This window comes from Brevibacterium sp. CCUG 69071, from assembly GCF_021023135.1.
Lineage (GTDB): Bacteria > Actinomycetota > Actinomycetes > Actinomycetales > Brevibacteriaceae > Brevibacterium.
On record NZ_PGFV01000003.1, the window covers coordinates 48,357 to 74,732 of the forward strand.

At 57.9% G+C, this 26,376-nt stretch carries 21 protein-coding genes; 1 reads left to right on the forward strand and 20 read right to left on the reverse strand.

The window, feature by feature from the left end; translation table 11 throughout:
* Window positions 1-236 precede the first annotated feature (236 nt).
* Window positions 237-1,499 (forward strand): DNA cytosine methyltransferase, encoded by a 1,263-nt coding sequence (locus CV023_RS09455; RefSeq protein WP_230745242.1) that lies wholly within the window; start codon window positions 237-239, stop codon window positions 1,497-1,499.
* 8 nt (window positions 1,500-1,507) lie between these two features.
* Here the strand turns inward: CV023_RS09455 and CV023_RS09460 are convergent, their stop codons facing one another.
* From CV023_RS09460 to CV023_RS09555, 20 genes are all read right to left on the reverse strand, one after another.
* On the reverse strand, window positions 1,508-2,263 hold the full coding sequence (locus CV023_RS09460) for a protein NO VEIN domain-containing protein (protein ID WP_230745243.1): 756 nt from the start codon (window positions 2,261-2,263) through the stop codon (window positions 1,508-1,510).
* Between the two features lie 91 nt (window positions 2,264-2,354).
* Window positions 2,355-4,007 (reverse strand): DEAD/DEAH box helicase, encoded by a 1,653-nt coding sequence (locus tag CV023_RS09465; RefSeq protein WP_230745244.1) that lies wholly within the window; start codon window positions 4,005-4,007, stop codon window positions 2,355-2,357.
* Window positions 4,008-4,177: 170 nt separating this feature from the next.
* Window positions 4,178-5,389, reverse strand: a complete 1,212-nt coding sequence (locus CV023_RS09470) for a ParB N-terminal domain-containing protein (protein ID WP_230745245.1) — start codon at window positions 5,387-5,389, stop codon at window positions 4,178-4,180.
* Between the two features lie 1,161 nt (window positions 5,390-6,550).
* The gene (locus CV023_RS09475) at window positions 6,551-7,762 is read right to left on the reverse strand and encodes a CoA transferase (RefSeq protein ID WP_269067294.1); all 1,212 of its coding nucleotides are present in this window, start codon (window positions 7,760-7,762) and stop codon (window positions 6,551-6,553) included.
* Between the two features lie 9 nt (window positions 7,763-7,771).
* Window positions 7,772-8,629 (reverse strand): FAS1-like dehydratase domain-containing protein, encoded by an 858-nt coding sequence (locus tag CV023_RS09480; protein ID WP_230745247.1) that lies wholly within the window; start codon window positions 8,627-8,629, stop codon window positions 7,772-7,774.
* Between the two features lie 16 nt (window positions 8,630-8,645).
* Window positions 8,646-9,821: an acyl-CoA dehydrogenase family protein gene (locus CV023_RS09485; protein WP_230745249.1), complete on the reverse strand. Its 1,176-nt coding sequence runs from the start codon at window positions 9,819-9,821 to the stop codon at window positions 8,646-8,648.
* Window positions 9,822-9,850: 29 nt separating this feature from the next.
* Entirely contained in the window at window positions 9,851-10,999 is a 1,149-nt protein-coding gene (locus tag CV023_RS09490) for an acyl-CoA dehydrogenase family protein (protein ID WP_230745251.1), read from the reverse strand.
* 299 nt (window positions 11,000-11,298) lie between these two features.
* Window positions 11,299-12,267, reverse strand: a complete 969-nt coding sequence (locus tag CV023_RS09495; RefSeq protein ID WP_230745252.1) for a LysR family transcriptional regulator — start codon at window positions 12,265-12,267, stop codon at window positions 11,299-11,301.
* A 73-nt stretch (window positions 12,268-12,340) separates the two neighbouring features.
* The gene (locus tag CV023_RS09500; RefSeq protein WP_230745253.1) at window positions 12,341-13,525 is read right to left on the reverse strand and encodes an acyl-CoA dehydrogenase family protein; all 1,185 of its coding nucleotides are present in this window, start codon (window positions 13,523-13,525) and stop codon (window positions 12,341-12,343) included.
* Window positions 13,526-13,575: 50 nt separating this feature from the next.
* Window positions 13,576-14,748, reverse strand: a complete 1,173-nt coding sequence (locus tag CV023_RS09505) for a CaiB/BaiF CoA transferase family protein (protein ID WP_230745254.1) — start codon at window positions 14,746-14,748, stop codon at window positions 13,576-13,578.
* Between the two features lie 41 nt (window positions 14,749-14,789).
* Window positions 14,790-16,241 carry an MFS transporter gene (locus CV023_RS09510; RefSeq protein WP_230745255.1) on the reverse strand — a complete coding sequence of 484 codons (1,452 nt, stop codon included), beginning with the start codon at window positions 16,239-16,241 and terminating at the stop codon, window positions 14,790-14,792.
* Window positions 16,242-16,429: 188 nt separating this feature from the next.
* Window positions 16,430-17,128, reverse strand: a complete 699-nt coding sequence (locus CV023_RS09515) for a TetR/AcrR family transcriptional regulator (RefSeq protein WP_230745256.1) — start codon at window positions 17,126-17,128, stop codon at window positions 16,430-16,432.
* 216 nt (window positions 17,129-17,344) lie between these two features.
* The gene (locus tag CV023_RS09520; RefSeq protein WP_230745257.1) at window positions 17,345-18,553 is read right to left on the reverse strand and encodes a CaiB/BaiF CoA transferase family protein; all 1,209 of its coding nucleotides are present in this window, start codon (window positions 18,551-18,553) and stop codon (window positions 17,345-17,347) included.
* Window positions 18,550-19,725 (reverse strand): flavin reductase, encoded by a 1,176-nt coding sequence (locus tag CV023_RS09525; RefSeq protein ID WP_230745258.1) that lies wholly within the window; start codon window positions 19,723-19,725, stop codon window positions 18,550-18,552. Before CV023_RS09525 ends, CV023_RS09520 begins: the two co-directional genes overlap by 4 nt.
* A gap of 57 nt (window positions 19,726-19,782) precedes the next feature.
* Entirely contained in the window at window positions 19,783-20,775 is a 993-nt protein-coding gene (locus tag CV023_RS09530) for a phosphotriesterase family protein (RefSeq protein ID WP_230745259.1), read from the reverse strand.
* A 114-nt stretch (window positions 20,776-20,889) separates the two neighbouring features.
* The gene (gene dctP, locus CV023_RS09535) at window positions 20,890-22,176 is read right to left on the reverse strand and encodes a TRAP transporter substrate-binding protein DctP (RefSeq protein WP_230745261.1); all 1,287 of its coding nucleotides are present in this window, start codon (window positions 22,174-22,176) and stop codon (window positions 20,890-20,892) included.
* A gap of 47 nt (window positions 22,177-22,223) precedes the next feature.
* Window positions 22,224-23,015: an enoyl-CoA hydratase/isomerase family protein gene (locus tag CV023_RS09540; RefSeq protein WP_230745263.1), complete on the reverse strand. Its 792-nt coding sequence runs from the start codon at window positions 23,013-23,015 to the stop codon at window positions 22,224-22,226.
* Window positions 23,016-23,020: 5 nt separating this feature from the next.
* Window positions 23,021-23,812 (reverse strand): enoyl-CoA hydratase/isomerase family protein, encoded by a 792-nt coding sequence (locus CV023_RS09545; protein ID WP_230745265.1) that lies wholly within the window; start codon window positions 23,810-23,812, stop codon window positions 23,021-23,023.
* Complete coding sequence (locus tag CV023_RS09550; protein WP_230745267.1) at window positions 23,809-25,050, reverse strand: acyl-CoA dehydrogenase family protein; 1,242 nt, start codon at window positions 25,048-25,050, stop codon at window positions 23,809-23,811. The genes CV023_RS09545 and CV023_RS09550 overlap by 4 nt, the downstream gene beginning before the upstream one ends.
* Before the next feature lie 98 nt (window positions 25,051-25,148).
* Window positions 25,149-26,252 carry an LLM class flavin-dependent oxidoreductase gene (locus CV023_RS09555; protein WP_230745269.1) on the reverse strand — a complete coding sequence of 368 codons (1,104 nt, stop codon included), beginning with the start codon at window positions 26,250-26,252 and terminating at the stop codon, window positions 25,149-25,151.
* Between the last annotated feature and the right edge of the window lie 124 nt (window positions 26,253-26,376).

A 26,376-nucleotide genomic window follows, 5' to 3' on the forward strand; every position in this document is an offset into this window, starting at 1 on the left:
GCTATCTCATTTTGAGCCTAGTGACGCTCGTTCGCGAGTTCCAACAGTCGTTCTAGATGGTCGCTGTCTGATTTTCAGATGGTGGGTGCGAGTGCAGCAGCGCAGATCGCAGTCCAACCTTGCCAAGGTATACCTCATAGTAATCATCGGCACTAGCTGTACTCACCGAACGAGATTTAATGGCATAAGATTGATTACTGGGTATTGTCACCCACGTTTGAGCTGTCGGAGGAAACATGTCGCTGTCTGTAGTCGAGATTTGTGCTGGCGCAGGTGGTCAGGCACTCGGTTTAGACCTCGCAGGTTTTCATCATCGTTTAGCTGTTGAAATTGACGGGCATGCAGCCGCAACGCTCCGCCACAATCGCCCAGACTGGCATGTAAGGGTGGGCGATGTAGCTAATTCGACTGTTTGGAATCCTGCAGATTTCGCAGGTGTAGACCTGCTTGCAGGCGGAGTTCCATGCCCACCGTTTTCGATGGCAGGCAGGCAGCTCGGAGCACAAGACGAACGCGATCTGTTTGCATGGTCAGTCGAGTCGGTGAAAACGATTCGACCACGAGCTCTACTCTTAGAAAACGTGAGAGGGCTCTCCATGCCCCGCTTCGCAGCCTACCGACAGCGAGTTAAAGACCGCCTGCTCGAGTTAGGCTATTGGTCTGACTGGAAGCTGCTGGAAGCGAAAGATTTCGGTGTGCCGCAACTGCGCCCACGCTTCGTGCTAGTTGCCCTCAATGCCAAAGATGCCCCTTATTTCAAGTGGCCGTTGCCAACAACAAACACTCAAACGGTCGGCAGTGCATTAGAGCCCCTCATGGCAGCCAACGGCTGGGCTGGAGCTAAAAGGTGGGCCACCAAAGCAAGTACTATTGCCCCCACCATAGTCGGTGGCTCCAAGAAACACGGCGGCGCCGACCTTGGACCAAGTCGGGCCAAAGCTGCCTGGCTCAAGCTTGGTGTCGACGGTACCGGCGTAGCCGACAGCGCTCCGGGGCCCGATAAGCCCTTTGATTTCGTTCCGAAATTGACGATTGAAATGGTCGCTAGAATCCAGGGATGGGATTCCATCGACTACCCCTGGGCATTCCAAGGCAAGAAAACTAGCGTCTACCGGCAGATCGGGAACGCATTCCCTCCACCAGTTGCGCGCGCAGTGGGTACGTCAATAGCCAGCGCGCTTAATCACGAAGGAGCACCCAGGGACCTTAACGAGGTCATCATAGATGAAGTTGTTCACGATCCGATCTATCAGGTCTTGAAATCAGCGGACACGCCGCTTAGCCCTACCGCGGTAATGAAGATGGCGCGGGTGAGCATGAGTCGTGACGAGTTCATGAGCCATGTGAAGTTATTGCAGAACGACTTCGAAGTCGAAGTCCACGGCACGAACAACCGCCCAACCTTCAAACTGGGACAGTTCAGAGGGTTTACAGGGCAGGTTGAGCACGCACGGCATGCTGCTTTCCTTGACAGAGCGAGTCGCTCGCGCATTAGTTAGTTCAGCACCTATGGGATCCACCAAACGCCTGGAGAATTCCCGCGAACCCGGACGGATCCGAGCTTCAACCCGCTCGTCAGATGCTCTCGTGAGAAGAGCAATTGTGTGCTCGCCCACCGAGCCACGGGAGGAGTGTCAATTGGGACGTTTTGATGCACTACAGAGCATCTGACTGTTGCTATATCTGCAATTTTTAGCTCGTCCGTAAGTCCAACAGTGACCAATTTCCAACTTGGATCGCGAATAGCGACCTCGTATTCATTGCGGCTCAAAAATACTTTGAGCGATCGCCTCTTTTTCGTGCTTTTGACCTCCAGATGGTGCTCGTCACCATCAGCTATTACCTTTAGATCGAACCCGGCACCATCGTCATACGCTGAGACCTGTTCAACAGCTTCTGCCCCGGCCTTTAACAGCAACTCCGCAAGAGCGGATTCGCCCGCTGCACCGACAGCGGCCCTGGTTTCCAGATCTACTTTGCCATATGCCCGTCGAACAACTTCAGGAGCGCGATCGTCGTGGAGGCCGAGTACTCTCAAGAGCTCAAGCACACCTATCGGAGGGTCGCCGATCGCTTCATCGATTACGTTATCTTCCATCCAAGATGGAGCGTCACCAACCACGACGCTAATGGCAAGGGCAATTCTTAGCTGTTCAAAATCTAGGGTAAGTAGGTCAGACCGTAGCCCCTCCGTTTGAGAATGCAATTCCCACTTTTCCAACAGCTCATATCCGCGAGCATATTGATCACGGGAGAGGTCCATGTAGCGAGCATCATTCCATAGAAACGATTTGGCTTGTAGATGTGAGCCGTTCCGTAGCAGGTCTAGCCAACGACATGCTGCCTGCAGAGTCTTAGGCGGGACGGTCATATGTCTTCAAGTGGTTCAATAGGGCCGCAACGTCGTCTCTATTCATGCCTTCAGACTGTGCGGGAACGTCATCAACGTCAACAAGTTGCTCTACATATGGATCGTTGAGGATGTCCAATTGAAAACGTACCTTCGTTTCGAGACGTTCATGAACCACCTCATCCACCGTGTCTTCCGCAATTAATAGCACCATCCGGGTCTGAATATCGCTCGCCAGTCCGAGACGATGAATTCGGTCGAGAGATTGTAGATACCGACCCGCGTTATAGTCGCGATCAAGATAGATGGCTTCATGACAGACTTGATGCAGGCTGACCCCTTCACCCAAGGTCGCGGGATTCGAGAGCAAGACCCAGGATGTCGGGTCGTTTCTGAATTTCGCCAATTGGTCTTCACGGTCCTTGGTACCGCCATGAACGATTGTCGGATTCAGTCCGTGTTCATCGAGTAGCGCGTGTAATGATGTCAAGTTTCTGACGAAAGTCGACCAAACTATTGTCTTTCGACCGGCATCCCGATTCTCGTTCAGGATAGCCAATGCCTCACGATACTTTGGAGGAAACTCCAACGACGGTAAATCTCGCAACAAGGAGTCAAGAGCACCGTCAATAGCAAACTGCTGGGACTCGAATTTGAACTCCAGAGGGTCGTATCGAGATGGCCCCAAGGACAACAATGCTGGTGAGTCTGCAGCCATCAACAGTCTCGAAGACGTCATGTTGAGGACGGCCGGGTCCGCATTTCCTGCAGTCCTAGCGCGTGAAAGTTGTATCAGAGCCTCATATACCTGACGGTGAATACCCTCGAACTTCACTCGTCGCGGCTCGATATTCGCTGTCGGAAGATGGAGGTCGTTTTTAGTTGTTCGAACGTAGAACGGCGCGAGGCTTTGACTGGCTTCTTGCAGACTGCTGCCAGAGAGAGCTCCCTCGACTCGCCTACGCCCCATGCCTGGCCAAACGAATCCGAACAAGTTGGACAAATCTTCTGGCCCATTGGGTGCTGGCGTTCCGGTAAGAATCAACCGCCCTTTGGCATAAGGGGCAAGCGTGTAGCAGGCTCTCCCCCACGTGCCGGAGGCACCTAACTTCATACGATGAGCCTCATCCAGTACCAACAGGGTCGGTTTTTGTCTGAGGTGTCGCGCAAGTGCTCCTACAAGATCAGCTAACCGCTCGTAATTGACTAGAACGATATCGGTCTCAGGAATAGTCTTCCCAGCAACCAGCCCGATTGACGGTATAGATCCTGGCTGAAAGCTCTCAATAGACTCGCTCTTCCAAGCCTCAAACGCTGATTTCGGGCAGACAACCACCATCTGCTCGATCTTGCCAGACTGCCGTCGTGCCTCAAAGTAGGCAAGTGTTACCCGAGTCTTCCCCGCCCCGGGTACACTAAAGTTCGCGCCGTGAGATAGCGTAAGGAGCCCAGTCAGATCGCGTAACTGAAATGGACGTAAATCAGAACTCCACGGTGAGCCCGGTCGACGCGCTTCGCTAATGCCATCCGCTAGGCGCCCCTTGCTAGTCCCAAGATCGGCTGATTCGGTCACATCTCCGAAGTTCCCTTGAAGGAGATCGAGCAACTCTTGGTCCCAGTGCACTTGGTCATCTGACCAGTCGGCAAGACGTTCCAAGCCGTAGAACAAATCTTCGAGGTCTACCGAAAAGTGACGCCGGTTTATCGTTGTCGCGGTCGGAAACCGTGAGCGAGTACGAGTGAAGCGCGAGCTCGTTTCCGGTGTCGGAGAGTGAAGCACAAAGTCCACGCTCGAAACCCGTGCGCCCAAACTCAGTTCAAGCCTAGTCACGACTCCGAGACCGCCTTAAAAAGCCACGAAACACCATCACTGGGACCGCTATCAGTCACTGCCGGCTTAACGTGTTGAGCCAGACGCGTTAGTTCCTTCTTGAAACTCCTCAAAGCGTTATCTAGTTCCTCAGCGTCAAATGCGCTAACAGCTTTGGAATCCGCAATGGCCGAGATGGCTGCCCGAATATCTTCAGTCGCATCCTCTAACGATTGAATCGGGGCGTCTTGTGTCTTTTTTAAACGAGCGTTCTTCCCAGCCGCAGTTAAACCGTCTTCAAGAGCGGCTTCGAGTTGGCTGATTGTGCTTGCCGATCTGGATATTTCTTCGGCAGATGCCTGAGCTGTCGACTGTTTAATTGCACGTGACTTGAGGGCTAGATCAGTCACTGTCGAAACTCGTTGAGTTTCGCTACTTGGTCCAGCGACTTTCAACCCACCTGGTATCCCCGGCACATTGACCTCTGCTGGCTGGTACGCATTGGTAGGTAGTACTGTCGGAGCGTAATTTTCGAGAAAATTCTCGTCAATCAGTCGCGCGTCTGTCTTCGACTTATCCATCGCGGTGGCTAGCATGCGTTGTTCGACCAGACGTTCCGCCTCATCTCGCTTGCCCTTCTTGGCCAATTTTGACCATGCGCGATGCAATTCCTCAAGCTTGCCTTGATGAATCTCGAAATCGATGAGTCGCATACCGACTTCAGTTCCATTCTCCAGTTTCACTTTGCTTCGCTCAATAGCTTCGCGGATCTGACTAAGAATCCAAACAGAACGCTCGTATGAGCTGGCACGCATTCTAAAATCTCTTTGAATCTCAGTTGGATCGTCTCCACGAGCAATCCGGCCATCTATTGCCAGCAAATGATTAACGAATGAATAATCGCGTTTGTGTTCTTTACGCAGCTGCAACACAAGCTCTATAGCTTCGGTATCTGCCTCAGCTGCGTCGCTAGGTAGGACCGCCACTACGATCTGATGTTTGCCCAACTCCCGCAATGCTACGCATCTTGTATTTCCATTGATCAATACCCCGGATTGAGTCACGATCCCCGGTTCTTCCTGGCCATATTGACCAAGAGATTCCTTGAGCTCCTTGAAAGCACTATCTTCGTGCTCAGGGTTGGCCGGGTCTCTTGAAAGCAGGTACTGGAGATAACTTTGAGCCTCTTCACCAAAAGGCTCATTTTCCAGGGCCTTCTCACGGTCCATGTGTAAAGACTTTTGCGCGCGAATTCGATGTGTGTCCGGATTCAGTACGAGACTTTCAACTGGAAGTGTGATGACGGGAAGTATTTCAGGAACCCCGCGGAACTCAACTGTGAGTGTGCGTTGTTCTCCGGCTTTTTCCGCTCGCGCGGCGAGGCGCTGCTCAATCAGGTGCGACGCCGCAGTTGCATTAGGTGGCAAGTACCCCATTTAGACCTCCGATGATCCAGTACGATAGGTTTCATGCTACTTGAAGTGATGCCCCGCTTGGCGATGTTTCGGAGCTTGTGATGGTTCTTCCTGATTGGCGGACTTTTTCTGGCGGAACCATGAAGAAGGCTGCGCTTTGGCTTGCCGCCATGGTTGGCGAAGGCGAAATATTTACAAAAGATGAGCTTCGTGACGCACTTCCCGGAGTCAGCCAAATCGACCGTCGCGTTCGAGACCTACGCGACCATGGTTGGATTATCCACACCCGTTCCGAAGACCTAGACCTCGAGCTCAATGAACAACGACTGGTTCACATAGGAGCACATGTATGGAGCCCCGAATATAGACTCCCAACCAAGAACTCGGCTCCAACCTCTAAGCAACGACGTGAAGTCCTAGAGTCAAGCAACCACCGCTGTGTTGCATGCGGAGCCACAGCAGGCGAACCATACTTCGACGATATTCTCTCAACCGCTAAGTTGACAGTCACTGGGTCTCAGGATCATGGATGGATTGCTGTATGTCAGCAGTGCAAAAGGGGAGGTAGTCTTCCTACCTCACTGGCTGAATTCCAATTGGAGTACTCCGCCCTTACAGAGTCTGAGAGGGACCTATTCGCCAAATGGACACGCATTGGCTCCCGTGAGAGCACCCCTCTTGATCGCGTGTGGGATAAGTATCGTCACTTGGGCCAAGACGCACGTTCGGAAGCCCAATACGTCATCGATACCGCCGGGTACTTCTATGAACGTTGATGGAGGACGTGCAAGTCCGTAACCAGAGTTACCGCCCAGCTCAGTTTAGGATGAGTCAACTTTCTACTAGCGTCACTCTTTGATTAGTAGTCCTGCGGGGCTGCCCAGCTATTCCTACCCGTGAGGTTGTGAACAAGAGCCGCTGTATAAGGGGCGCCGGAACTCTCAGCGCCCCGAAAGCTCAAAGTTCAGCTCATTGTCAGTTCCGCGAGTCGCTCGTCGCGGATTCCCGCAGACCCGTAAGCTCGTCGTCGCCGAGTCCTAGCACCTCGGCGAGCACTTTTTCGGTGCTGCCACCGAGCTGCGGCGCAGGAACCGCAGCACCCGCTGGCGACCCACCGAACGACAGTGGCACCCGCGGCGCCATCACAGTCCCGACCCCCGGCTGCTCAATCTCTCCAAACAATGGGTTCTCCAACGAACACCTGGGATCAGACTGCACCAGCTCCTCAAACGTCTGGAACTCCCCCTGCAGAACCCCGGCCTCACTCAACGCCGAGGCAGCTTCTGCCGCCGTATGCGCCGCGAACCACGGACGGACCACTGCGTCGATGGCTTCGCGAGCTTCGAACCTTCCACCCTCAGTGGACAGATCCACATCCAACAGCGGCCCGATCATCTCGAGCTTCTCGGTCAGATCAGTCGCTTTACCCAACCCACGCCAATGTTTGTTCGAGATGACGGCAACCATGATCTGACGGCCGTCCGAGGTCTCGAATGACTGCCCGTAGGCGCCATAGAGTCCATTGCCCAAGGGCCCGCGCGTCTTCCCCGTCGCCTGCACCTCGGCGATGTAGCCGAGGTTGCCGACGGTCGCGAGCATGACGTCGGACAGGGCGAGGGTGATCTCCTGGCCCATCCCCGAAGAACGGCGATCCAGCTCGGCGGCGATGATTCCGTTGGAGATATAGAGACCAGCGGCGATATCCCACGCCGGCAGTGCATTATTCACGGGACGATCGTCTTCACCGGTGATCAGGGGAAAGCCGCTCGCCGCATTGACCGTGTAATCAACCGCCGGCGAACCGTCGTGTGACCCATTGAGCCGCAGCATCACAAGGTCCTCGCGATGTTGAATAAGGTTCTCATAGCTCAGCCACCCCCGGGCAGGCAGGTTCGTGACCAGGGTGCCCGCCTCGGCGATCAGCTGCGTCGCGATCTTCTGTCCCTCCTCGGACTTGAGGTCAAGGGTGACCGAACGCTTCCCCTTGTTCAGGGACGCCCAATAGATGCTCGTGCCATCTTTGCTGATCGGCCACCGATTCGCGTCGATGTTGCCGCCGATCGGGTCGATGCGGATGACATCGGCACCCAGCTGCGCCAACGTCATTCCGCCCAGCGGGGCAGCGACGAACGCGGAGATCTCGACGACCTTGAGGCCGGACAGGGGCGCGGGACGGGTCTCACTCATGGATGCTCCTCAGTTCTTCGTTCTCACGGTCGCCGCGATCGCGGTCTTCCCATCAGTGGCGATGGCCTCCAACTCGTGCACACCAGCCTCTGTTTCTCGTCCGACGAGGTGGATCTGCTCGCGGCAGAACAGGGATGACTTCGCGCGGAAGTCGTAGCCGGTCACGGTCGCGTCGGGGTGGTTGGTCATGAACGCATCCAACAGCAGCGTCGCTGTCAGCGGACCGTGCGTGACCAAGCCCGGGTAGCCCTCGACGCCGGTGACATAGGGGTGGTCGTAGTGGATGCGGTGGGAGTTGAACGTCAGCGCCGAGTATCGGAAGAGCATGACCTCGTCCGGCCGCACGGACTGCGACCAGTCCCAGCCGGTGGGGACGGTTGAATCCGCCCGTGGTGGTGCGGCAGTGGATCCCTCCGGCGCCGAGGTGGCCTCCCGGTAGACGATCGTGTGCCGATCCGTCGTCGCCAGGTGACCGTCGGCGGAGACGTCGTGGCGGAGGACGACGAAGCACAACGGTCCGGTGCTGCCGTTCTTCTCCGTGACCGATTCGATCGTCGTCGTCCGCGACAGCTCCTGCCCGGGCAGGATCGGGGCGTGGAATTCCAGCGTGCTGCCAGCCCACATCCGCCTGGGCAGCGGCACCGGAGGCATGAACCCACCGAGAGCCGCATGCCCATCGGCGCCGAGCTCGCTCATCGGCACGTCGTCCTCAGAGAAGTGCAGCCAATGGCCCACCGGGAACAGCGGAGCCGCGGCATTACCCTCGTGGCCGAGCAGGGTGGCCAGGCGCGCAGCCCGCTCCCCATCTGCCGTTTCCGACACGGTCGATGACCGTCCGACCCAGTCCTGCAGGTTGTTCTCGCTCATCGTTTCCGTGCCTCTCTCAGCGTCCCAGCAGTTCGTCGGAGATGATGCGCATCTGGATCTCCGAGGAGCCTTCGAAGATCTTCGTCAGCCGGGCATCCCTCCAGTGGCGCTCAACGGCGAAGTCCTTCGTGTATCCGGCACCACCGTGGATCTGCACCGCCTCCGAGGTCACCTTCTCCGACATCTCCCCGGCCAGGTACTTCACCATCGCCGCTTCCTTGTCACAGCGACGGCCTGAGTCGATGTCGGTGCACACCGAATACATGAGCTGCCGGCAGGCCTCGATCTGGGCGGCCATGTCCGCGACCTTGAACCGCAGATGCTGGAAATCAGCGAGCGGATGCCCGAACTGCACCCGTTCCTTCAGGTACTTAATCGAATCTTCGAGTGCCGCCTGCGCCAAGCCGATCGACCGGGCCGCGGTGTGGGCGCGGCCGACTTCGAGGCCGGACACAGCCTGGTAGAAGCCCTTGCCCTCTTCGCCCAGCAGCGCCTCGGCGGGCAGGTGGAAGTTCTCGAACGACAGCTCCCAGGTCTTCCACCCGAAGTAGCCGATCTTCTTCGCCGCCGCCCCGGACATGCCGGCCGGGAACTGCCCGCGGGGTTTCTCGATGAGGAATGTGGAGATCCCCCGGTGCCGTTTCTCCTCTGTCGAGGTGCGGGCGAAGAGGATGAGATAGTCAGCCTGGTCAGCGTAGGTGCACCACATCTTCGTGCCGTTGATGACCCAGCCGCCATCGGCCGCGCGTTCGGCCTTGCAGCGCATGTTCGCGATATCCGATCCGGCTTCGGCCTCGGACAGGGCGAAGGCACCGAGGTATTCGCCCGTGGCGATCTTCGGCAGCAGTCTGGCTTCCTGCTCGGGTGAGAAGTTGCCGCCCATCCCATTGCCTCGGGCCAACAGACCGCCGACGGACATCCAGGCACGGGAGAGTTCCTCCGCCACGAGGCAGTACTCGAAGACTCCGAGACCCAGGCCGCCGTATTCTTCGGGGATGAGGATGCCGAAGAAACCCATGTCAGCCATCTGTTTGACCATGGTCTCGGGGAACTGACCCTCGATGGGGTCGAGTTCATTGGCGATGGGCAGGACGACGTCGAGGGCGAACTCGCGGGCGAGCGCCTGGATCTCGAGGCGCTCCTCGGTCATCATGTGCGGGGTGTCCGGACGCGGACGCGGCTTGTGAGTCATTTCTTCTCCCCTGATCGAGGCTCAACCGGTCAGGCCTTGTTCCGGCCGATGAGCTGCTTGGCGATGACGTTGAGCTGGATCTCATTCGTGCCCTCGCCGACTATCATCAGCGGGGCATCACGGTAATAGCGTTCGACGTCGTATTCGGTGGAGTATCCGTAACCGCCATGGACCCGGATCGCGTCGAGGGCCACCTCGGCGGCCATTTCGGAAGCGTAGTACTTCGCCATGCCCGCTTCCATGTCGACCCGCGCCCCCGAGTCATAGGTCCGGGCCGCGTGGAGGACGAGCTGCCGGGCGGCCTCGAGCTTCGTCGCCATCTTCGCCAGCTGGTTGCCCACGGCCTGGTGCCTCCAGATGGGTTTGCCCATGGACTCGCGCTCCTGCGAGTACTTCACCGCATCATTGACCGCGGCCTGCGCGACGCCCAAGGAGCGAGAAGCCACCTGGATGCGACCAATCTCCAGGCCCTTCATCATCTGCTTGAACCCGACGCCCTCGACCGAGCCGAGCAGCTGAGACTGCGGCTGACGGAGATTCTCGAAGTTCAGTTCGCAGGTCTCGACACCCTTGTATCCGAGCTTCGAGAGGTTCTTCGACACTGTGAAACCCTCGCCCTTCTCAACAAGGATGATCGAAATGCCCTTATGCCTGGGCTCGGCGGACGGGTCGGTCTTGCACAGCAGGGCGATGAGATCGGACTTGCGGGCATTGGTGATCCATGTCTTCGACCCATTGATGACGTACTCCTCGCCGTCCTTGGCCGCCGAGGTGCGCATCGCCTGCAGGTCGGACCCGCCGCCGGGCTCGGTCAGAGCCATGGTCGCCCGCAGCTCACCGGTGGCCATGCGCGGCAGGTAGGTGTCTTTCTGCTCGGCGGTGCCGTATTCCTGGATGAGCTTCGCGACGACGGTGTGCCCGCCCATGGCTCCGGCCAGGGACATCCATCCGCGGGCGAGCTCCTGGGTGATGAGCGCATAGGCCTCGGTCGAGACCTTCCCCGCACCCCAGGGTTCGTCGATCGCAAGCCCGTAGATGCCCATGTCCTTCATCGTCTGGATCCAGGCTTCGGGGTATTCGTTCGCGTGCTCGACCCGGTTGACGTGGGGTTTGACGTCGCGGTCGACGAACTCGGCGACCGTGTCGATCATCATCTGCTCTTCGCTGCTCACTGCCATAGTGTGTTCCTTCGTTGCGAGACTATCTCCGTCGAAATGCCCATGTTGCGGGCACGAGTCGGGCGCAGCGTCTGCGACAGACTCTCGTTCCGGCACCTCTTCGCATCGTATGCCGCAGTTCCCGGGTGATGTCATTATGCCTTCGCGTCTTTGTCGGGTCTGTCGGGTCCGTATCCGAAGATGGAAGCGTGGAAGCCGCGCGGGCCGCCCCACCCCTGTCCGCACGCAATTGCATCCGTTTGCCGCGGGTCGGATTCGCCAACAGAGCGTCCTAGGTCGAAAGCGCCTGAGCAGCTCAACTATGCAAGACTGCGCACTGCGGCAGCGTAGGACCCCTGTTCTGAATACGCACTGTCGATGATTCTGTTCCACTCTCCGAGCGAGGACCTGCACGCCTCAACTAGTTGGCTCGCCGCGGTACTCAGCCCGGTTGAACGATGCAGAATGCCGAACGACGATTTCACTATCGGTGAGGTCTCGTAAATCTGCGCACCACTCCGGCAAGCGTCCATAGCCATACGTAACGGCAAGAACGTGAACATTTCGCCATGCATTACGAATGACAGCTGCGTCAGGCGATTGGGTACAACGGCGTGAGGGGAGAATTTCGGGTTCGCGCCGCCCAATACTGCCGAAACCATGGTGTTCTCCATGTTCGCAAGGTGCGAAACCACAATCGGAATGTCGGGCAGCTCATCGACTGAAATGAGCCCGTTCGAATCGGCAATTCCCCGGAGTTCCTGATTGTTCGGTGGTCCGACCAACAGAAGCCTCTGTGTGGAAAGCTCTTCATGGACGAGGCTGTCGTTGTGTTCTATCGGAAACGAGCTGAATCCCATTTCCGACTGTCCATTTTCCACTGCTGAGACGAGCCCCGTCGAACTCTGCTCTTCGGAAAACACGAAGTGGAAGTTCCGGTGCCGCCGGATGTATTCGGAGGCCCAGGAGACAACTGCATCGCTCGACAGCTCGGGCATGGTCGAAATTGTCACGACTCCTGTCCGAGCGTCCTGTATCTCTTTCGCACGGTCAGAAAGGGCGAGAACGCCGCCGAGGGTGTTTCTGGCATCTGGAGCGAGTGCCAGTCCTGCGGTACTCGGGATGAGTCTTCGGCCGGTTCGCACGAACAGCTCCACGTTGAGCTCACGCTCCAAGGCACGAAGTGCCTGGGATATCGTCGGTTGCGCTACGTGCAGGGCCTGTGCGGCGCGCCCGACCCCACCATGGTCAATGACGGCGATGAAGTACTCGAGTTGCCTCAGTTCCATTTCCTACCCCAGTCTTTGCCACAGTGAGTCTCGATTTTCCCAGATCAATCTCCGGATCCAGCTATTGGAACTCTCAACGTCGGTCGATGCGGTAGGAGTCCGGGAGACGATCGTGCAAGCGTGATTCTTTGGCCATTGCGCGACCAAGGTTCCTGCGGTGCACGGGAGACGAGCCTTCATAGATCCTCAATGCCCGCACGTCTCGCCACATCCTCGGTACCGGATGACGGCCGACTATGCCTTCTCCGCCCAACAGCTGCACACAAGTGTCTGCGACCTGGCTTGCCATCTCGGTACAAAAGAGTTTCGCTGCCGAGATCCGATGCCGTGGAACCTTTCCTAAGTCAAAGGCGATTGCGGCTTCGAGAGTGAGCGCACGCCCTGCCTCCAGCTGGGCAAAGCATGCACCGAGACTGTCTTGCACGACTCCGAGTTCGGCTAGCGATCCTCCGAACTGGTGCCTGGAGTTGACATGGTGGGCAGTCTCTTCGAGCATTCGGGCCGCTTGACCCACCGCTGTCGCGGCGACGTGGAGGCGGGCATGATTGATACCGCGAAGTGCCATCTGCATCCCGTTGCCTTCAACACCACCGACAAGAGCTGAGTCAGGGACCCGCACTTCAGCGAGTTCGATCTCCCCGACAGGCGCCTCGGCGTGACCGTTCATGGTATCGGCCGCTCTTGTACTGACACCTGGAGTATCACGGGGCACGAGGAATGTACTGATTCCTTCTGTTGTCCGTGCGAAGATGAAAAGCAGGTCTGCCCAAGCAGCGTTCGTGATGAACCGCTTGCTACCGTTGAGAAGCCACTCATCACCGACTCGAACCGCGCGGGTCTGCAGCGATTGTGCATCAGATCCAGCTTCCGGTTCGGTCAGCCCAAAAGCAGTGACCGTCTCTCCAGCCGCCATAGACGGCAACAGGGACTCCTGCTGTTCCTGTGTTCCGTGGTCGATGAGCCCTTGAGAGCATAATCCGATCACGGTAGAGAATCGCGAGCGATAGACCAGCGAGGCACGGGTGAATTCCAGGGTCAGCCGCACCTGCTCTTCCATCGACCAGCCGAGTCCTCCCGACTTTCGCGGAATGGAGATGCCGAATAGCCCGGCATCGATCATGCGATTAAGGATTCTCTGCGGTACCGCTCCCGCGGCGACGAGCTCTTCCTCACCCGGAATAAGCACCTCGGAAGTTAGTTCGGCGATATGCGCGAGATATCGATTAAAACTCATCGATTTGACGGCAGGATCGATCATTAGGTTCCACTCCGGTCTTTTGTTCTGAGGTTCGTAGTCGTTGGATTGGGTCACTGAACCGGTGACGGCGCACTGGCAGGTACAGAATGGGTCGAGGCATTAGTTGTCGGCGCTGAGCCCACCGCAGGTGCCCGACCATGCGCAACGGATCTCTTACCGTCGAACACGACAGGCAAGCTCGGGAGTCCTGCTGCCTGTGCGCCTTGCTCGCCGCGAAGATCGATGTTCGTAAGCAGGTTGCTGGCGATGAGATCCGGATCGCCGATAATCTCGTCAAGCGTCCGGATCCGACCGCAGACGATCCCTGCCGAGCGGAGGAGGTCGATAGCCTGGGCAGTGGTCAGATGGCCAAATGCGGCATGGAGGATGTCGAGCATACTCTCTCGGTTGGCCACACGCTGCGGGTTCGAGATGAAACGGGGATCAACAGCAAGTTCGGGACGTTCGAGTACATTGCATAGTGCTTCCCACTTCGAACGAGTGTAGGCCGAGACGACGATCTCACCGTCAGATACTGTAATGACGTCCGCCGCAGGTGCGGCCGTTGGCTGACCGTTGCCTTTTCGCCGTGGAGAGTTTCCAGTCATCGCGTACTCGGCCCACTGCACTGCCTGGGCATGGACTGTTGCCTCCATGAGCGAGGTCTCTACCAGAATGCCCCGACCAGTCGTATTCCGTTCCAGAATCGCAGCGAGGATTCCGGTTGTCAGCGAATGCGATGCGAGCACGTCTGACACTGCGAAACCGGCCCGCTGTGGCTGCCCTTCGGCTTCACCAGTAACCCCCATGATGCCGAATTCTGCTTGCGCCATGATATCGAGGCCGGGTGTCTCTCGGTTTGGCCCTCGCCGCCCGAAACCAGAGGCGACACCACATATCAGACGTGGATTGAGTTCTGAGACCGAATCCCAGTCGACACCGAGCTTCCGCGCTGTGCGCGGGAGGAAATTGTGGATAAGCACATCGGCAGAGGCAATGAGCGTCTGAAGCTGCGCGCGATCGTCTTCGAGAGTGAGATCGAGCGCAATACTGTCTTTGCCGCGGTTGCACGCTTCGACGATTGCCTCGCCGAAGACACCAATCGTTCGTGCCTGCTCGCCGGTTGGCGCCTCGATTTTGATCACACGTGCACCGAGGTCTGCGAGGTTCTGCCCCGCCATCGGCGCGGAGATGTACTGGCCTAAGTCAAGAACTGTCAGGCCTTGGAAGGCGGTGAGGCTCATAAGGGTCCTTTCGATATTCGCGTGTACTGAATTTCACGGGTTCATTCGCGCGCGGTAGGCGCCTGCCCCATATCCTTGGAGTCGGCGGACAGTGATTCACAGCCGGCGGCCCGCAAGCGGCCTTCTCGCCGGGCGGTGATCGTCAGAAGCACACGACGAGACCGTTCGGGGTCGAGCAGGTAGCCACCGATGAGCGCGCAGATGACAATTGCGACACCTGCAACTTGGAAAGCAAACGAGTAACCGTGTTGGACGGTGTCTGAACGATCGACGATGATGCCCACAACATAGGGTGCGAGGATTCCGGCGACGCTGTAGACGGCGATGATGCAGCCGAAAAAGCCGACTCGATGCTTTGCTGGCAAGAAATCCGAAGCTCCGGCAAAAGCCGTTGAAAAGGCCACACTGTTGATTGAGAAGGCACAGACTACGAGTACAAGTTGTGGCCAACCATGGTCGATCCCGCTGAAAGTTATAAGGCAGACTCCGGCGAAGATGAGAAGGACTGCCGTGAGATAGCTGCGAGCCACTTTCGAGGTGAATCCCTTGGTCAGCAGCCACCCGGATATGGCTCCTGATGATATGAGCACAACGACTGCACATGCGTAGGGGATTGTGACGAGAACTCCGGTCGCCTCCTGTGAGTACCCAAGACCTTCATGCATGAACACAGGAAGCCACGAAGTCTTGAGTGAGGTGATGATATACCCACCGAAACTCAGAATCGCGAGACCCCAGAAAGATCCAAGCCGGAAATAGGTGTAGAAAGGAACTCGAATATCCTCGTTCGCATCAGTGTTTTCCTCCCGACCAGCGAGAAGGGCCCGCTCGCTTTCGGGGAGCCGAGAATTGAACATCTGCAGACGTCCTCGGTTTGTCATCAGCCATATAAGTACCCAGACAAGTCCGATTATGACGAGTACCAAAAATGCTGCATGCCAGTGGAAGCGAATGATCACCCAGGTCAGAACCGGAGCACTGAGCAACGGGCCGAGGGAAGATCCTGCATTGACGATCGAGCCGGCCAGAGCCCTCTTCTGAGGCGAAAATCTGACAGCGACAATCCCCTGGCACAATGCATGAGCAGGTCCCTCGAAGAATCCGAGGGCCATCCGCGACAGAAAGAGAACGAGAAAACTAGTCTCCATGGTCAGCGGTATCATCGTAGCCACCCACGCGAGCATGAGAACCGGCGCTCCCCACAGCAGGTTGACCCATCGAAATAGGGCTCCGATGCCGACCGCTCCGGCAGCGAAAAGCCAGAAAAAGCCACTGCTGAGCAACCCGTATTCTGCGTCTCCAATTGCCAGGTCTGCTTTGATCTGGCTGGCGCTGAACCCGATAGAGGCCTTATCAGCAAAGTTGAGGGTGAAGAAGACCAACAGGAGTCCCACAATCACCCAGTCACGCTTCGTCGGATTCACTCCGCGTTTGTGAGCACTTCGCATTGTGCCGGTGACTGCTTTCTCCGGTGGTGTCTTCTTTGGCTGCATCGAGTCATCTCCTTTGACGAGGTGCTATCTACAGTTCCACCACGAGAGAAGTCGAACAAGATCGAATCATCACTAGGTCCCATAGGCTGGGCCTATACTTTCGACTCTCTGTGAAACGTATCCCCGTGGCCCGGCGTGCAATCGCGTACAGTCCTGATTATCTCGATGAGAGGGCTGAAGAGTTGAGGTCAGACTGCGTCAACTTCGGCAGTCTCGTCCAATCCGATTCCCCGTATCCAGAAGCGGGTGAGCATCTCCACCATCTCCTCGCTCGGCGCCCGGCCCCGCCAGCCGATCTCTGTCGACGCGTAGTACGTCATCATCGACACGATCGCGAGACCAGCCTCGGCGGGATCGACCTCGGGGTCAGCGATACCGCGAGCCTGCTGGCGACGGATGCCCTTCGCAATGCGTCGTCCGAAGCTGTCACGAATAGTGAGGCGGATCTGTCGAAACGACGGATCGTGGTAAGCCGCCTGCTCGAGCACAGTCGAGAGCCCGAGTGAGCGACTGTACGAGTCCAGGAACTTTCGAACTGAGGCCTCAATCCGGTCGCGCACCAAAGGTACGTCGACGTCTCTGACATCCGTGCTCATCAGTCGAGATTCGATGGATCTCTCGATGATCGCTGCGAAGATTGCCTTCTTGCTCTTGAAGTGGGCGTAAAAGGTCCCCCGAGAGATGTCTGCTTCCTGAATGATGTCCTCGACTGCGCAGTCGACGTAGCCGTTGCGGACGAAAGCCAAGGTTGCCGCGTCCAACAGCTGTTCGCGCGTCCTCTCGCCTCTCTTATTCTTCGGTGCTGGCTGTGGTGGAACACCCGCCCAGACACTGAGCGCCCGGACAATATTGTCGACATCTGCGTCGACTGCTGCGGGGAACTTCACTGGTAGCTCTCTCCTGTCCTGCAGTCCGGTGGCTGCTGCGGCAGCATCAGCGCCATCGACTCCGTGAGGAGACGCTGGGCGCCCACCCCGTTCGCGCATCGTATCGTCCTATCTTCCAGGGACCATTGAACGAGTATGGCTGCACCGACCATACCCAATTCAACCATCCTGGTGAGTTCATGGTGAAGTAGCGCGTGGCGCGATAGCCCTCATCAATTATTGTTCGAGCAGCATTGCTGCCTGCTCGGGAAGCATCCCCAGCAACCGACCCAGCACTTCTTCCTGATGTTGAGCAAGTGTGGGCGGCGTTGTGAGGGGACGCTCATTCACCTCCTCTGAGAAGCGCAGAGGATTTCCTACCGTCGGGCGGCGACCATATTCCGGATGGTCGACGTAGCGGATCATCCCCCTCTCAATGAGATGAGGATCATCGTCTACCTCGCGTAGTTCCTTCACCGGAGCGCACGGAACTTTCTGCGTCTCGAGACGCTGTCTCAGCTCTTCACGGGAGAAGGTCATCATGACTTCAGTGAGAATCGTGTCGAGCTCTTCCATGTTGTCGGCTCGATCGTGAACGGTGAGGAATCGCTCGTCCTCGACGAGATCGCCTCTGTCCAGAGCTGTGCACACGCCGCGCCAGTGCTCCTCTGAAGCGCTGATGATCGCAAGCCACCCGTCAGCTGCGCGGTAAACGTTGTACGGAGCCATCGCCAAACCGGAGTGTCGGTTCCCCGTCCTCTGTGGGAGATCACGGTCCGGATAGTTGTAGAGCCCGCTTAGCGCAGAGGTGAGCATCGGGTAGATTGTGTCATGCATCGACACTTCGACGACGCGCCCCTTGCCAGTCTTCTCTCGGTCATAAAGTGCTGCGACGGCGCCGGCAAACAGATGAATGCCACCGGAGAAGTCACTGAATGCGGGTCCAGCCTTGACCGGGGGGCCGTCGGAGAAGCCGGAGGTAGCGATAGTGCCGGACATCGCTTGGACAGTGAGGTCCATGGCAGACATCGAAGAGTAAGGCCCGGTGGATCCATATCCCTTGCCAGAGGCAATAACGAGCCGAGGGTTGCGTACGTGCAGTGCTTCGACCCCTAGGCCCAGCCGCTCGAGCGCCCCGGGTGCGTAGTTCTCGACCAAAACGTCGGCCTTTTCTACCAACCGCATGAGCGTTTCGTGCCCTTCCTCGCTCTTGAGGTCGAGAGCGATGCTCTTCTTATTCGAGTTCAGCATGATGAACTCTTGTGGGTCAGATGCGCCTCGCGCACGCCCCCGCAGTTTCTCCCCAGTGAGAGGCTCGACTTTGATCACCTCGGCGCCGAGGTGGGCAAACATGAGTCCCGTGTACGGTCCGTTGTATATATGTGCCAGTTCGAGGACGACGAGATCTTCGAACGAAGACAGTGTGTAGTCAGGTGTCGAGCTCACAGACGGCCTTTCGCGCGTTTGAGTTCTGCCGAGCAGGCTTCGGCTCCACGGGTGAGCTTGTCGATAGTCGCAAGCACATCGGCACCAGACATGGTGCCCGAAGACGGCCCCCAGACCGTCATGGAGAAGACGCAGTCTCCGTCCTTGTCGAAGATCGGCGCAGTAGCAGAATGGAACTCATAGTCCTCGCCGCGTCTGACATCGGTGTTGTTAAACGTGTGAGACGCGGCGTTGATGGTCGACATGAGATGCCGACGTTCTTCCGAGGTGTGAGCCTTGTTCGCGGAGTCCGAGGCGAGCTCAATGGCAGCCCCCGCCTCGTGTCCGATGCCGAACGCATATCCGGTCTCACGAACTCGCTCAACCACCTGCTCGAATGAATGAATCGCCGAGCCGTCCGGGTCGTCGTGGATACTTGATAGCCAAGCTTTCTCCTCATCCGGGCCGCCGAAGGCCGCAAACACGCCGCCGATCGGAGGCATGAATGGAACGTGACGTCCGACTCGAGAGGATCGACCGCCTCGGATCGAATTGCCGGCAGACGCCACAGTGACCAGGTCTTCATCCACCCGACACATGGCCATGACTTCAGTACTGAGACTGCCGGAGAGTCGCTCCAGGTAAGGTCGGACGATGTCTAACCCGGCTAGACGAGCTGCGGGAATACCTACGCCGACTGCCATCGAACTTGGGCGGAAAGATCCGTAGCCGCCGCGGAAAAATAGCAGTGGGAGGTTGTTCTTGACAGTCTCCAAAGAATGAACTCGTCCGATGACGATATCGTGGTCGCCACCGTCGTAAATACTCTCTGTATCGCAGTCGATGAAGGCAATCGCGTCGTCGAGCCGGGGGTTGCCCAGCGGGGACGTCGTCCACCCGAACCCATCGAGCTTGTCGGTCTTTCGCCGAGCGACAGCACGGCAGATATCTTCCTGGGTGTTACCCAAGACGTTGATTCCGAACTTCGTTCCGCTTGCCCGGATCGCGGCCCACGACGACGAAGTCTTCGTCGGAAGGAACCCCACCAAAGGCGGATCCAGGGACACAGATACGAAAGACCCTACGGTCATTGCTAAACCGGCCCCATCGCCGTGAGTCGCAGTCACGACGACGACTCCGGTGGGGAACGCGCCCATGACGCGTCGGAACTCATTGCTGTCGAAATCATTCACTGTGATCGGTCCTTTCATTTTCACGTCGGAAGAGTGTCAGCTGTTGGAATATTGCGTTCAAGACTCGGCTGCGCCTACAGACTCCTCGTTGCTGCCGACGCCGAGGATACGTCTCGGATTGATGCGCATCATTTGATCGATATCAGAATCGCAGACACCTCGAGCACGAATGTCCGTGACGATGCGCGGCATCACAACTCGCGCATCCCAGAGTGGAAGGTTGGTTCTTCGATGCTCATCGGGAAAGTTCATGCTGAAGACCGATGAATCAGTTGCCAAGACCATACGGTCGGCGTAGCCGAGTTCACACATGCGCACGACAGTGTCGATTCGCTGTTCGTAAGGTAGTTGGGACTCGAGTCCGAATCGATCCATCCCGAGCACGGAACCACGATCAGCGATGCGCCGCAGAACATCGATGTCATCGGTATCTCCCACATGTCCGATGACGATGCTGGCGAGGTCGATTCCACGGGATTCGAAATAGTCCTGTTGGAGAGAACCTGTATCGTGCGCTGGGCTGGAATGGGTCATGATCGGTGTACCGGTCTCAAGGTGAGCATCAGCCACTGCCTGCATGATGATGCGCACCCCCTCCGTCACACCGAACTTGTCTGCAGAGCACTTGAGGACTGCCGCACGCACCCCGGTAGAACTGATCCCTTCGCGGATGTCGCGAATGAAGATCTCCGCAAGTGGGTCGGGGCCGTCGAACAATCGGCCCGGGCCATTGAGGTTGGCGAAGGCAGGGGCTTCGAAATACGTGTACCAGCCGGTCGCCACGAGGATATTGAGATCGACCTGCTCGGCGATCCGCTTGAGGACCGGAATGTTCCGCCCGGTCCCCATCACAGAGAGGTCGACGAATGTATCGATTCCGGACTGCCCGACCTCGGTAAGCGTCCGAACCGCCCGGTCGACCATTTCATCTTCGGGGAATAACTCCGGATAGTTGATCATGAGCTCTGCGTTAAGCACGAAAACGTGCTCATGCATGAGGACCGTTCCCAACTTGTCGGTCGGGACATTGCCGGTGAGCGAGGGAATCACCCGAGATCACTCCATTCGTGTGGCCAGAACATGTTCATGGTCGGTCTTCTGGCTGCGGGTCGTGGCCGCCAAGCTGTCTGATCGCATGGAACCCGAAGACATCATGACTTCGGATCAGCTGGGACGGTTGGGAAGAACGATCTCATCGTAGATTCGCTCGGCGATAGGCTCGAGGTAGGAACGATCCTCGAAATCGTCGCTGCCTTTGTACCAGTCAGGAAAGTCGTCGAATCCTCCGTCGTTGGTATATCCAAGCTCTTCGGAAATCGAAGTCCACTTGTCGATGCTTTCGGCCACAGCTTTATTAAGCGCCTCACCGTCCGTGGTGTCGGTTCCAGCGACATCGTCGAGCAGTGCTTCGTTCGCCTTCGACAAGGCTTCTTCGGACGCGGAATCGAGGAAGTTTACCTCTCCGTCATTCTCCGCGGCGACATCCGCCGTGTCACGGATCGATTCGAGGGAGTTGTACAGCTCCCCGGACATGTACTCCTCTTGGAGGTCGAACATGAGCTGCCGAGCTACCAGTGGTATCGACTCCCACGCTTGGCCGGCTACGAGACTGCCGGGGCCTGAGGCGAAGCTCTGCTCTTGGGGGAAGTACACATGTGGTGCCACCTCGAGCCAGCTTGCTGCAATCGCCGTACCTGGCGATTGCAGCGAACAGTCGAGGATTCCGCGTTGGAACGCCTCGTACCCCTCCGCAAGCTCGATTGTCGTCGCAGTACCCCCCAGCGACTCGATCTCCCGCTGGTGCGACTCTGCGTTACCGCGGATCTGCGCACCGCGGAAGTCTGCAGGGCTCTTGCGTTCCGAGTTGCAAACCAATGATGGATTGCCGTTCGGGTTCGCAGGGTTGATCACATGCATCCCACGACTCTCGAACTCCTCGAGGATCTCCGGGGTATTGAAAGCCACCTCCATCAGTGCGGCGTGCGTGACAATCTCCCCCTGCAGCGGAGTGCTGGGCACCTGGACCATCGAGGAGGTCATGTCCACGAAAGCCTGCATCTGTTGAGGCTCGTAGGTCGTGTAGTAATGCGCAAGATCGAGACGGCCATCAACAAGGGCGCTCGGCACATCAGTCGGTGCGGCAATCGCTCCCGCGTAATGGATATTGACCGTGATCTTTCCGCCGGACCATTCCTCGAGGGAATCGGCGAATTTCTGGTCACGCAACGACGCGTAGGATTCCGGATTGGCCGAGGCGACCTGGAAGTCGAGTTCGATCGGCTCGACGTCTTCGAAGGCTTTCTTGTATTCCTCCGCAGAGGCACCAGCCTCGATTCCCTCGCCACCTCCGCCTTCGCCTCCGCCGTTGTCTGCCTTCGAACATCCGGCCAGGATGACCGTCGTCGCCACAGCAAGAGGCAGTGCAACGCCTAACTTGAATCTCGATCGCATGTGATTACTCCTTTGTAATTCCACAGACACGCGGGATCGCGTGCTGGTCAGCCTTCAGTGAAGTGCTTGATCGCCCCTCGGAAGCCGAGCTCACGCATCTGGTCCTTTACCTGATCGATCGACTCGGCGGTGTGTGAGATTGAATCCCACTCAGCACCGGACCGTAATGCCTCGACAAAGCCCTGTCGGTCGAATACCCGATTGAGCGCGTTCTTTTTGAGGTAGAGGAGATCCAGCGGTGTCTTGCCGACCCTGCGCGCCAGCACAGTCGCAGCCTCTTCCACCTCACCCTTTGGCACGCTGCGGTTCGCCCACCCCAGGTCCGCGGCTTCCGCGCCAGACATACTGTTGCCAGCGATGTATGACAGTTCCTTCGCCTTCCGCATACCGACGTGCCACAGAGAGACGGGACTGAGCAGACCACCGCCGAGGGGAATCGAGGGCCACCCGATGTTCGCATCGTCGGCGACGACAACGAGGTCAGCACAGGCGACAAACATCGTCGCTCCGCCCAGACAATGCCCCTCGACCGCCGCGATGATCGGCTTTGGGTAGCGCCACACTCGTTCCCACAGGTCCACTGCATTCTGGAGTTTGCGCCAGTCTTGATAGGCCGTGGGAGCGGTGTAGCTCGTCACGACGTCGTAACCTGCACTGAAATTCCCACCGGCACCCTGCACGACGACTGCGGAGATGGAGTCATCGTCCTTGAGTTCGGCTAGTGCAGCAAAGAGGTCGTTCAGCAATTCGGTGTTGAATGCGTTGAGCTTCTCCGGGCGCTGCATCGTAATGACAGCGTAGCGGTGCTCTCCATTGCGTTCTGTACTTACCAGACTCATGGCAATCACACTCCGTGGAATTCGACGGCCGTCTTCGCCTTGAAAGCTGCGACCGAGTTCTTATGGTCCTGGGTCGTTGACGTCACCGCAGAGGCAAACGATTCGAAGTCCCAAGTCTGCGCAAAGGTGAGATCCGACGCTGCGTGTATGACCTTGCGGGTCGAAAACATAGCGGCGGTAGGCCCTGCCGCGAGAGTCTCGGCGAAACGTTGGACCTTGTTAGTGAACTCCTCGTCCCCGTAGCTCTGGGCAGCGATGCCCAGTTCCAGTGCCTTGACGGCGTCAATGATCTCGCCGGTCATCCCGTAGTACATTGTTGTCCTCGTACCAATCTGCTGCGCCAGGAAGTAGGGAACGGAGCTGTCGGGAGCGAGGCCCCGCTTGACGAAGCCGAACTGGAACTTGGCGGTGTCACTGGCGATGATGAGATCGGCCCCCAGAGCAAGGCCGAAACCCGCACCGACCGCGTGACCGCGAACTGCGGCGATCGTCGGCACCCTCACTCCGCGCAGAAGCTCGATGAGCTCACGGCCCAACGCAATGCGCGCGGCTCCTTGGACGGGGGTGCTCTTCCCCATGCCTTTGACGTCACCGCCCGCGCAGAAACTGTCACCTGCTCCGGTCAGAACGATACAGCGGACAGCCTCATCGTGATGGGCATCGAGCAGGGCGGTGCGCAGGTCAGCACGGAGGTCGATGCTGAGCGCGTTCTTCGCCTCAGGTCGGTTGAGCGTAATCGTGAGCACTCCCGCGCGAAGTTCACGCTCGACGTAGGAAAGAGTTGCGAAGTCGCTCACAGCACCGTCTCCCCGGCGAGCAGACGTTTGGCAATGGTGCGGCGTTGGATTTCTGAGGTTCCGTCAGGAATGCGCAACATGCGGGCGAAACGATATGCCGATTCCAGGCCCATTTCGTTTGTCAGACCAAGTCCGCCGTGGATCTGGATGGCCTCGTCGAGGACTTTGCCCACCATCTCGGTACACCGGGCCTTGACGATCGAAGTCTCCTTGACGGACTTCTCACCGGCATCGACCATTTCAGCAGTCCGAAGCACTGCCGACTTGCAAAGATAGATTTCCATCGCCATCTCCGCAAGCTTTCCCTGGATGAGCTGATGTTCGCCGATCGTCTTGCCGAAGGTGCTGCGCGTGTTCGCGTAGCTGATGGACTTGTCGAGCGCCCATCGTGCGAGACCCACGCACGTCGCGGACATCGTGAGTCGGCCGCGACCGATGCCGCCCAGGGCAAGTTTGAAGGCTTCGCCTTCCACGCCCACGATCTGCCTCGGGGTCACGTGAACATCCGTGAGCGAGATGATAGTCGCATTCGAGCCCCGGTTGCCCATCATCGGGATACCGGTGTCGACTGAGAATCCGGGGGAGTCGGTGTCAACGAAGAAGCAGGTGATTCCACCCTTCCGAGCTTTGAACTGTTCGGGGTCGGTCACTGCGAAGACGAAGGCGTGTGACGCATGGGCGGCGTTCGAGATCCACTGCTTCTGACCATTGATGACCCACCCGTCCTCGACTGGTGTCGCTTTCGACTTGACGTTGAAGACGTCTGAGCCTGCATCGGGTTCTGACAGGGCGAAACACAGAGTGGCGCTGCCGTCTCTGATGGCGTCAATCTTCTCGGCCAGCAGATCCTCGTTGAGTTTGAGCAGTAGCGGGCTCAGGCCGTTGGTGAACGGTGATGGGATGACTGACTCGTGGACGATGATGCGATCAGGCCCGTAGCGATGATGCATCGCTTCCTGGATGGCGACAATTCCGCTTGCCGATAGATTCCCGCCGCCCAGCTCCTCCGCCCCGTAGAGCGAGTAGAAGCCGGATTCGGCCGACAGCTCTCGGACCTGCCTGTTGATCGCAAGGTATTCCGGGGTCATGAGACCACGGTCGTTGTAGATTCGGCGATCATCGGCGAGGAGCTCGGCGTTCGCCTGCTCGATCGGCTCGACTGCCTTGTCGACGAACCCGAAGAGAGCGTCGATGATTTCTTTGTGCTCTGCAGCCTGTTCTGCCGCGCTGCCATTCATATCTGCGTTTTCCTCCGCCGCTGCTGGGTGTGGGCGCGGCGCCCTGGGTCGCCCCTGGGCGCCGCGGAGACTGTCCCGTCAAGCCGGGACGAGTGGTGTCAGGAACTCAACCCGCTGATCTGCGGGCGCACTTCCTTTGCGAATTTGGTCATTGACTTGAGGACTTGGCCCTGAGGCTGGCTGCCGGCATCGAACCAACCGACCAGTCCACCTATTCCCGTGACCTTCTTGTAATCGTCCAGCTGCTGAGCAACATCGTCAGACGATCCGAGGATGATCGCACCTTTGTCGAGATACTCCTGGAAGCTCAATTCGTTGAGGCCGAGACCGACTTTCGCCCTGTTGCTGAGAATGCTGAGATACCACATGAGACCCTTTTCGTACTCTTTCGCCGCGGTCTCACGGTCGTCGGAGACGTGGATGGCCTTAAGCTGCGACGACCTAGCAACGAGGTCGTCGATCTCGTCGTAGTTGTAGCCCGCGTCCCTGGCTTCCTCACGGTAGATGTTGACAAGGCGAGCCATATCCTCCCACGTCGGCATCTGACCCATTACAAAGGCGAAGCCCTGTCGAGCCGCCGCACGCAACGATGCCTCAGTCTGTGACACCATAACGAAGACTGGCGGATGAGGCTTCTGCAGGGGCCTCGGCATGAGCTGGATCTCTTCCGCCTGCTCACCTTCGCCGGGAACCGAGAAGTGCTTGCCTTTATGACTGATCTTGCCGGTCCGCCAGCCCTGCATGATGATCTCGAACGTCTCTTGATAGCGCTCGTCGCGCTCATCAGGGTTGATGTTGTAAGCCTGGAACTCGAGCAAGTCGTACGCCTTGCCGATACCGAAATTGAGGCGGCCGTCGCTGATGACGTCTAGCAGCGAGAAGTCTTCCGCTAGCTTAAGCGGGTGGTTCATCGGGAGACGAGCGACGCCGGTACCCAAGCGAATGTTTTTCGTCGTACCAGCGCAAGCGGCCAGAAGCACCTGAGACGACGAGATGATGCCATACTGACGCGCGTTGTGCTCTGCAACCCAAGCTTCCTCAAACCCAAGCTCATCCGCGAGATTGATCTGTTCGATGCCCTTGTGGACAGCTTCGTATTCAGTGCTCCAGTCTGGCACGTTGGTGAGGCTGAAGATTCCGAAGTGCAGTTCGTTGTGGGCCACTGGCTTTCCTCCCGATGATTCGACGACGCGAATCTGCATACATGCGACTCTGCGTGAATGTTTCTAGACACTTGCGTCTAGTTCTGAATCATCAAAGCACTTATTCATGAAACATGTCAAGACGATCAGGCCACATCATGCCAGGCCCCGCAATAGGTGACAA

Coding starts and splice junctions, on each gene's coding strand:
- CV023_RS09455 (WP_230745242.1), top strand. CDS start 237: ATGTCGCTGTCTGTAGTCGAGATTTGTGCTGGCGCAGGTGGTCAGGCA.
- CV023_RS09460 (WP_230745243.1), bottom strand. CDS start 2,263: ATGGACCTCTCCCGTGATCAATATGCTCGCGGATATGAGCTGTTGGAA.
- CV023_RS09470 (WP_230745245.1), bottom strand. CDS start 5,389: ATGGACCGTGAGAAGGCCCTGGAAAATGAGCCTTTTGGTGAAGAGGCT.
- CV023_RS09475 (WP_269067294.1), bottom strand. CDS start 7,762: ATGAGTGAGACCCGTCCCGCGCCCCTGTCCGGCCTCAAGGTCGTCGAG.
- CV023_RS09480 (WP_230745247.1), bottom strand. CDS start 8,629: ATGAGCGAGAACAACCTGCAGGACTGGGTCGGACGGTCATCGACCGTG.
- CV023_RS09485 (WP_230745249.1), bottom strand. CDS start 9,821: ATGACTCACAAGCCGCGTCCGCGTCCGGACACCCCGCACATGATGACC.
- CV023_RS09490 (WP_230745251.1), bottom strand. CDS start 10,999: ATGGCAGTGAGCAGCGAAGAGCAGATGATGATCGACACGGTCGCCGAG.
- CV023_RS09495 (WP_230745252.1), bottom strand. CDS start 12,267: ATGGAACTGAGGCAACTCGAGTACTTCATCGCCGTCATTGACCATGGT.
- CV023_RS09500 (WP_230745253.1), bottom strand. CDS start 13,525: ATGATCGATCCTGCCGTCAAATCGATGAGTTTTAATCGATATCTCGCG.
- CV023_RS09505 (WP_230745254.1), bottom strand. CDS start 14,748: ATGAGCCTCACCGCCTTCCAAGGCCTGACAGTTCTTGACTTAGGCCAG.
- CV023_RS09510 (WP_230745255.1), bottom strand. CDS start 16,241: ATGCAGCCAAAGAAGACACCACCGGAGAAAGCAGTCACCGGCACAATG.
- dctP (WP_230745261.1), bottom strand. CDS start 22,176: ATGCGATCGAGATTCAAGTTAGGCGTTGCACTGCCTCTTGCTGTGGCG.
- CV023_RS09540 (WP_230745263.1), bottom strand. CDS start 23,015: ATGAGTCTGGTAAGTACAGAACGCAATGGAGAGCACCGCTACGCTGTC.
- CV023_RS09550 (WP_230745267.1), bottom strand. CDS start 25,050: ATGAATGGCAGCGCGGCAGAACAGGCTGCAGAGCACAAAGAAATCATC.
- CV023_RS09555 (WP_230745269.1), bottom strand. CDS start 26,252: ATGCAGATTCGCGTCGTCGAATCATCGGGAGGAAAGCCAGTGGCCCAC.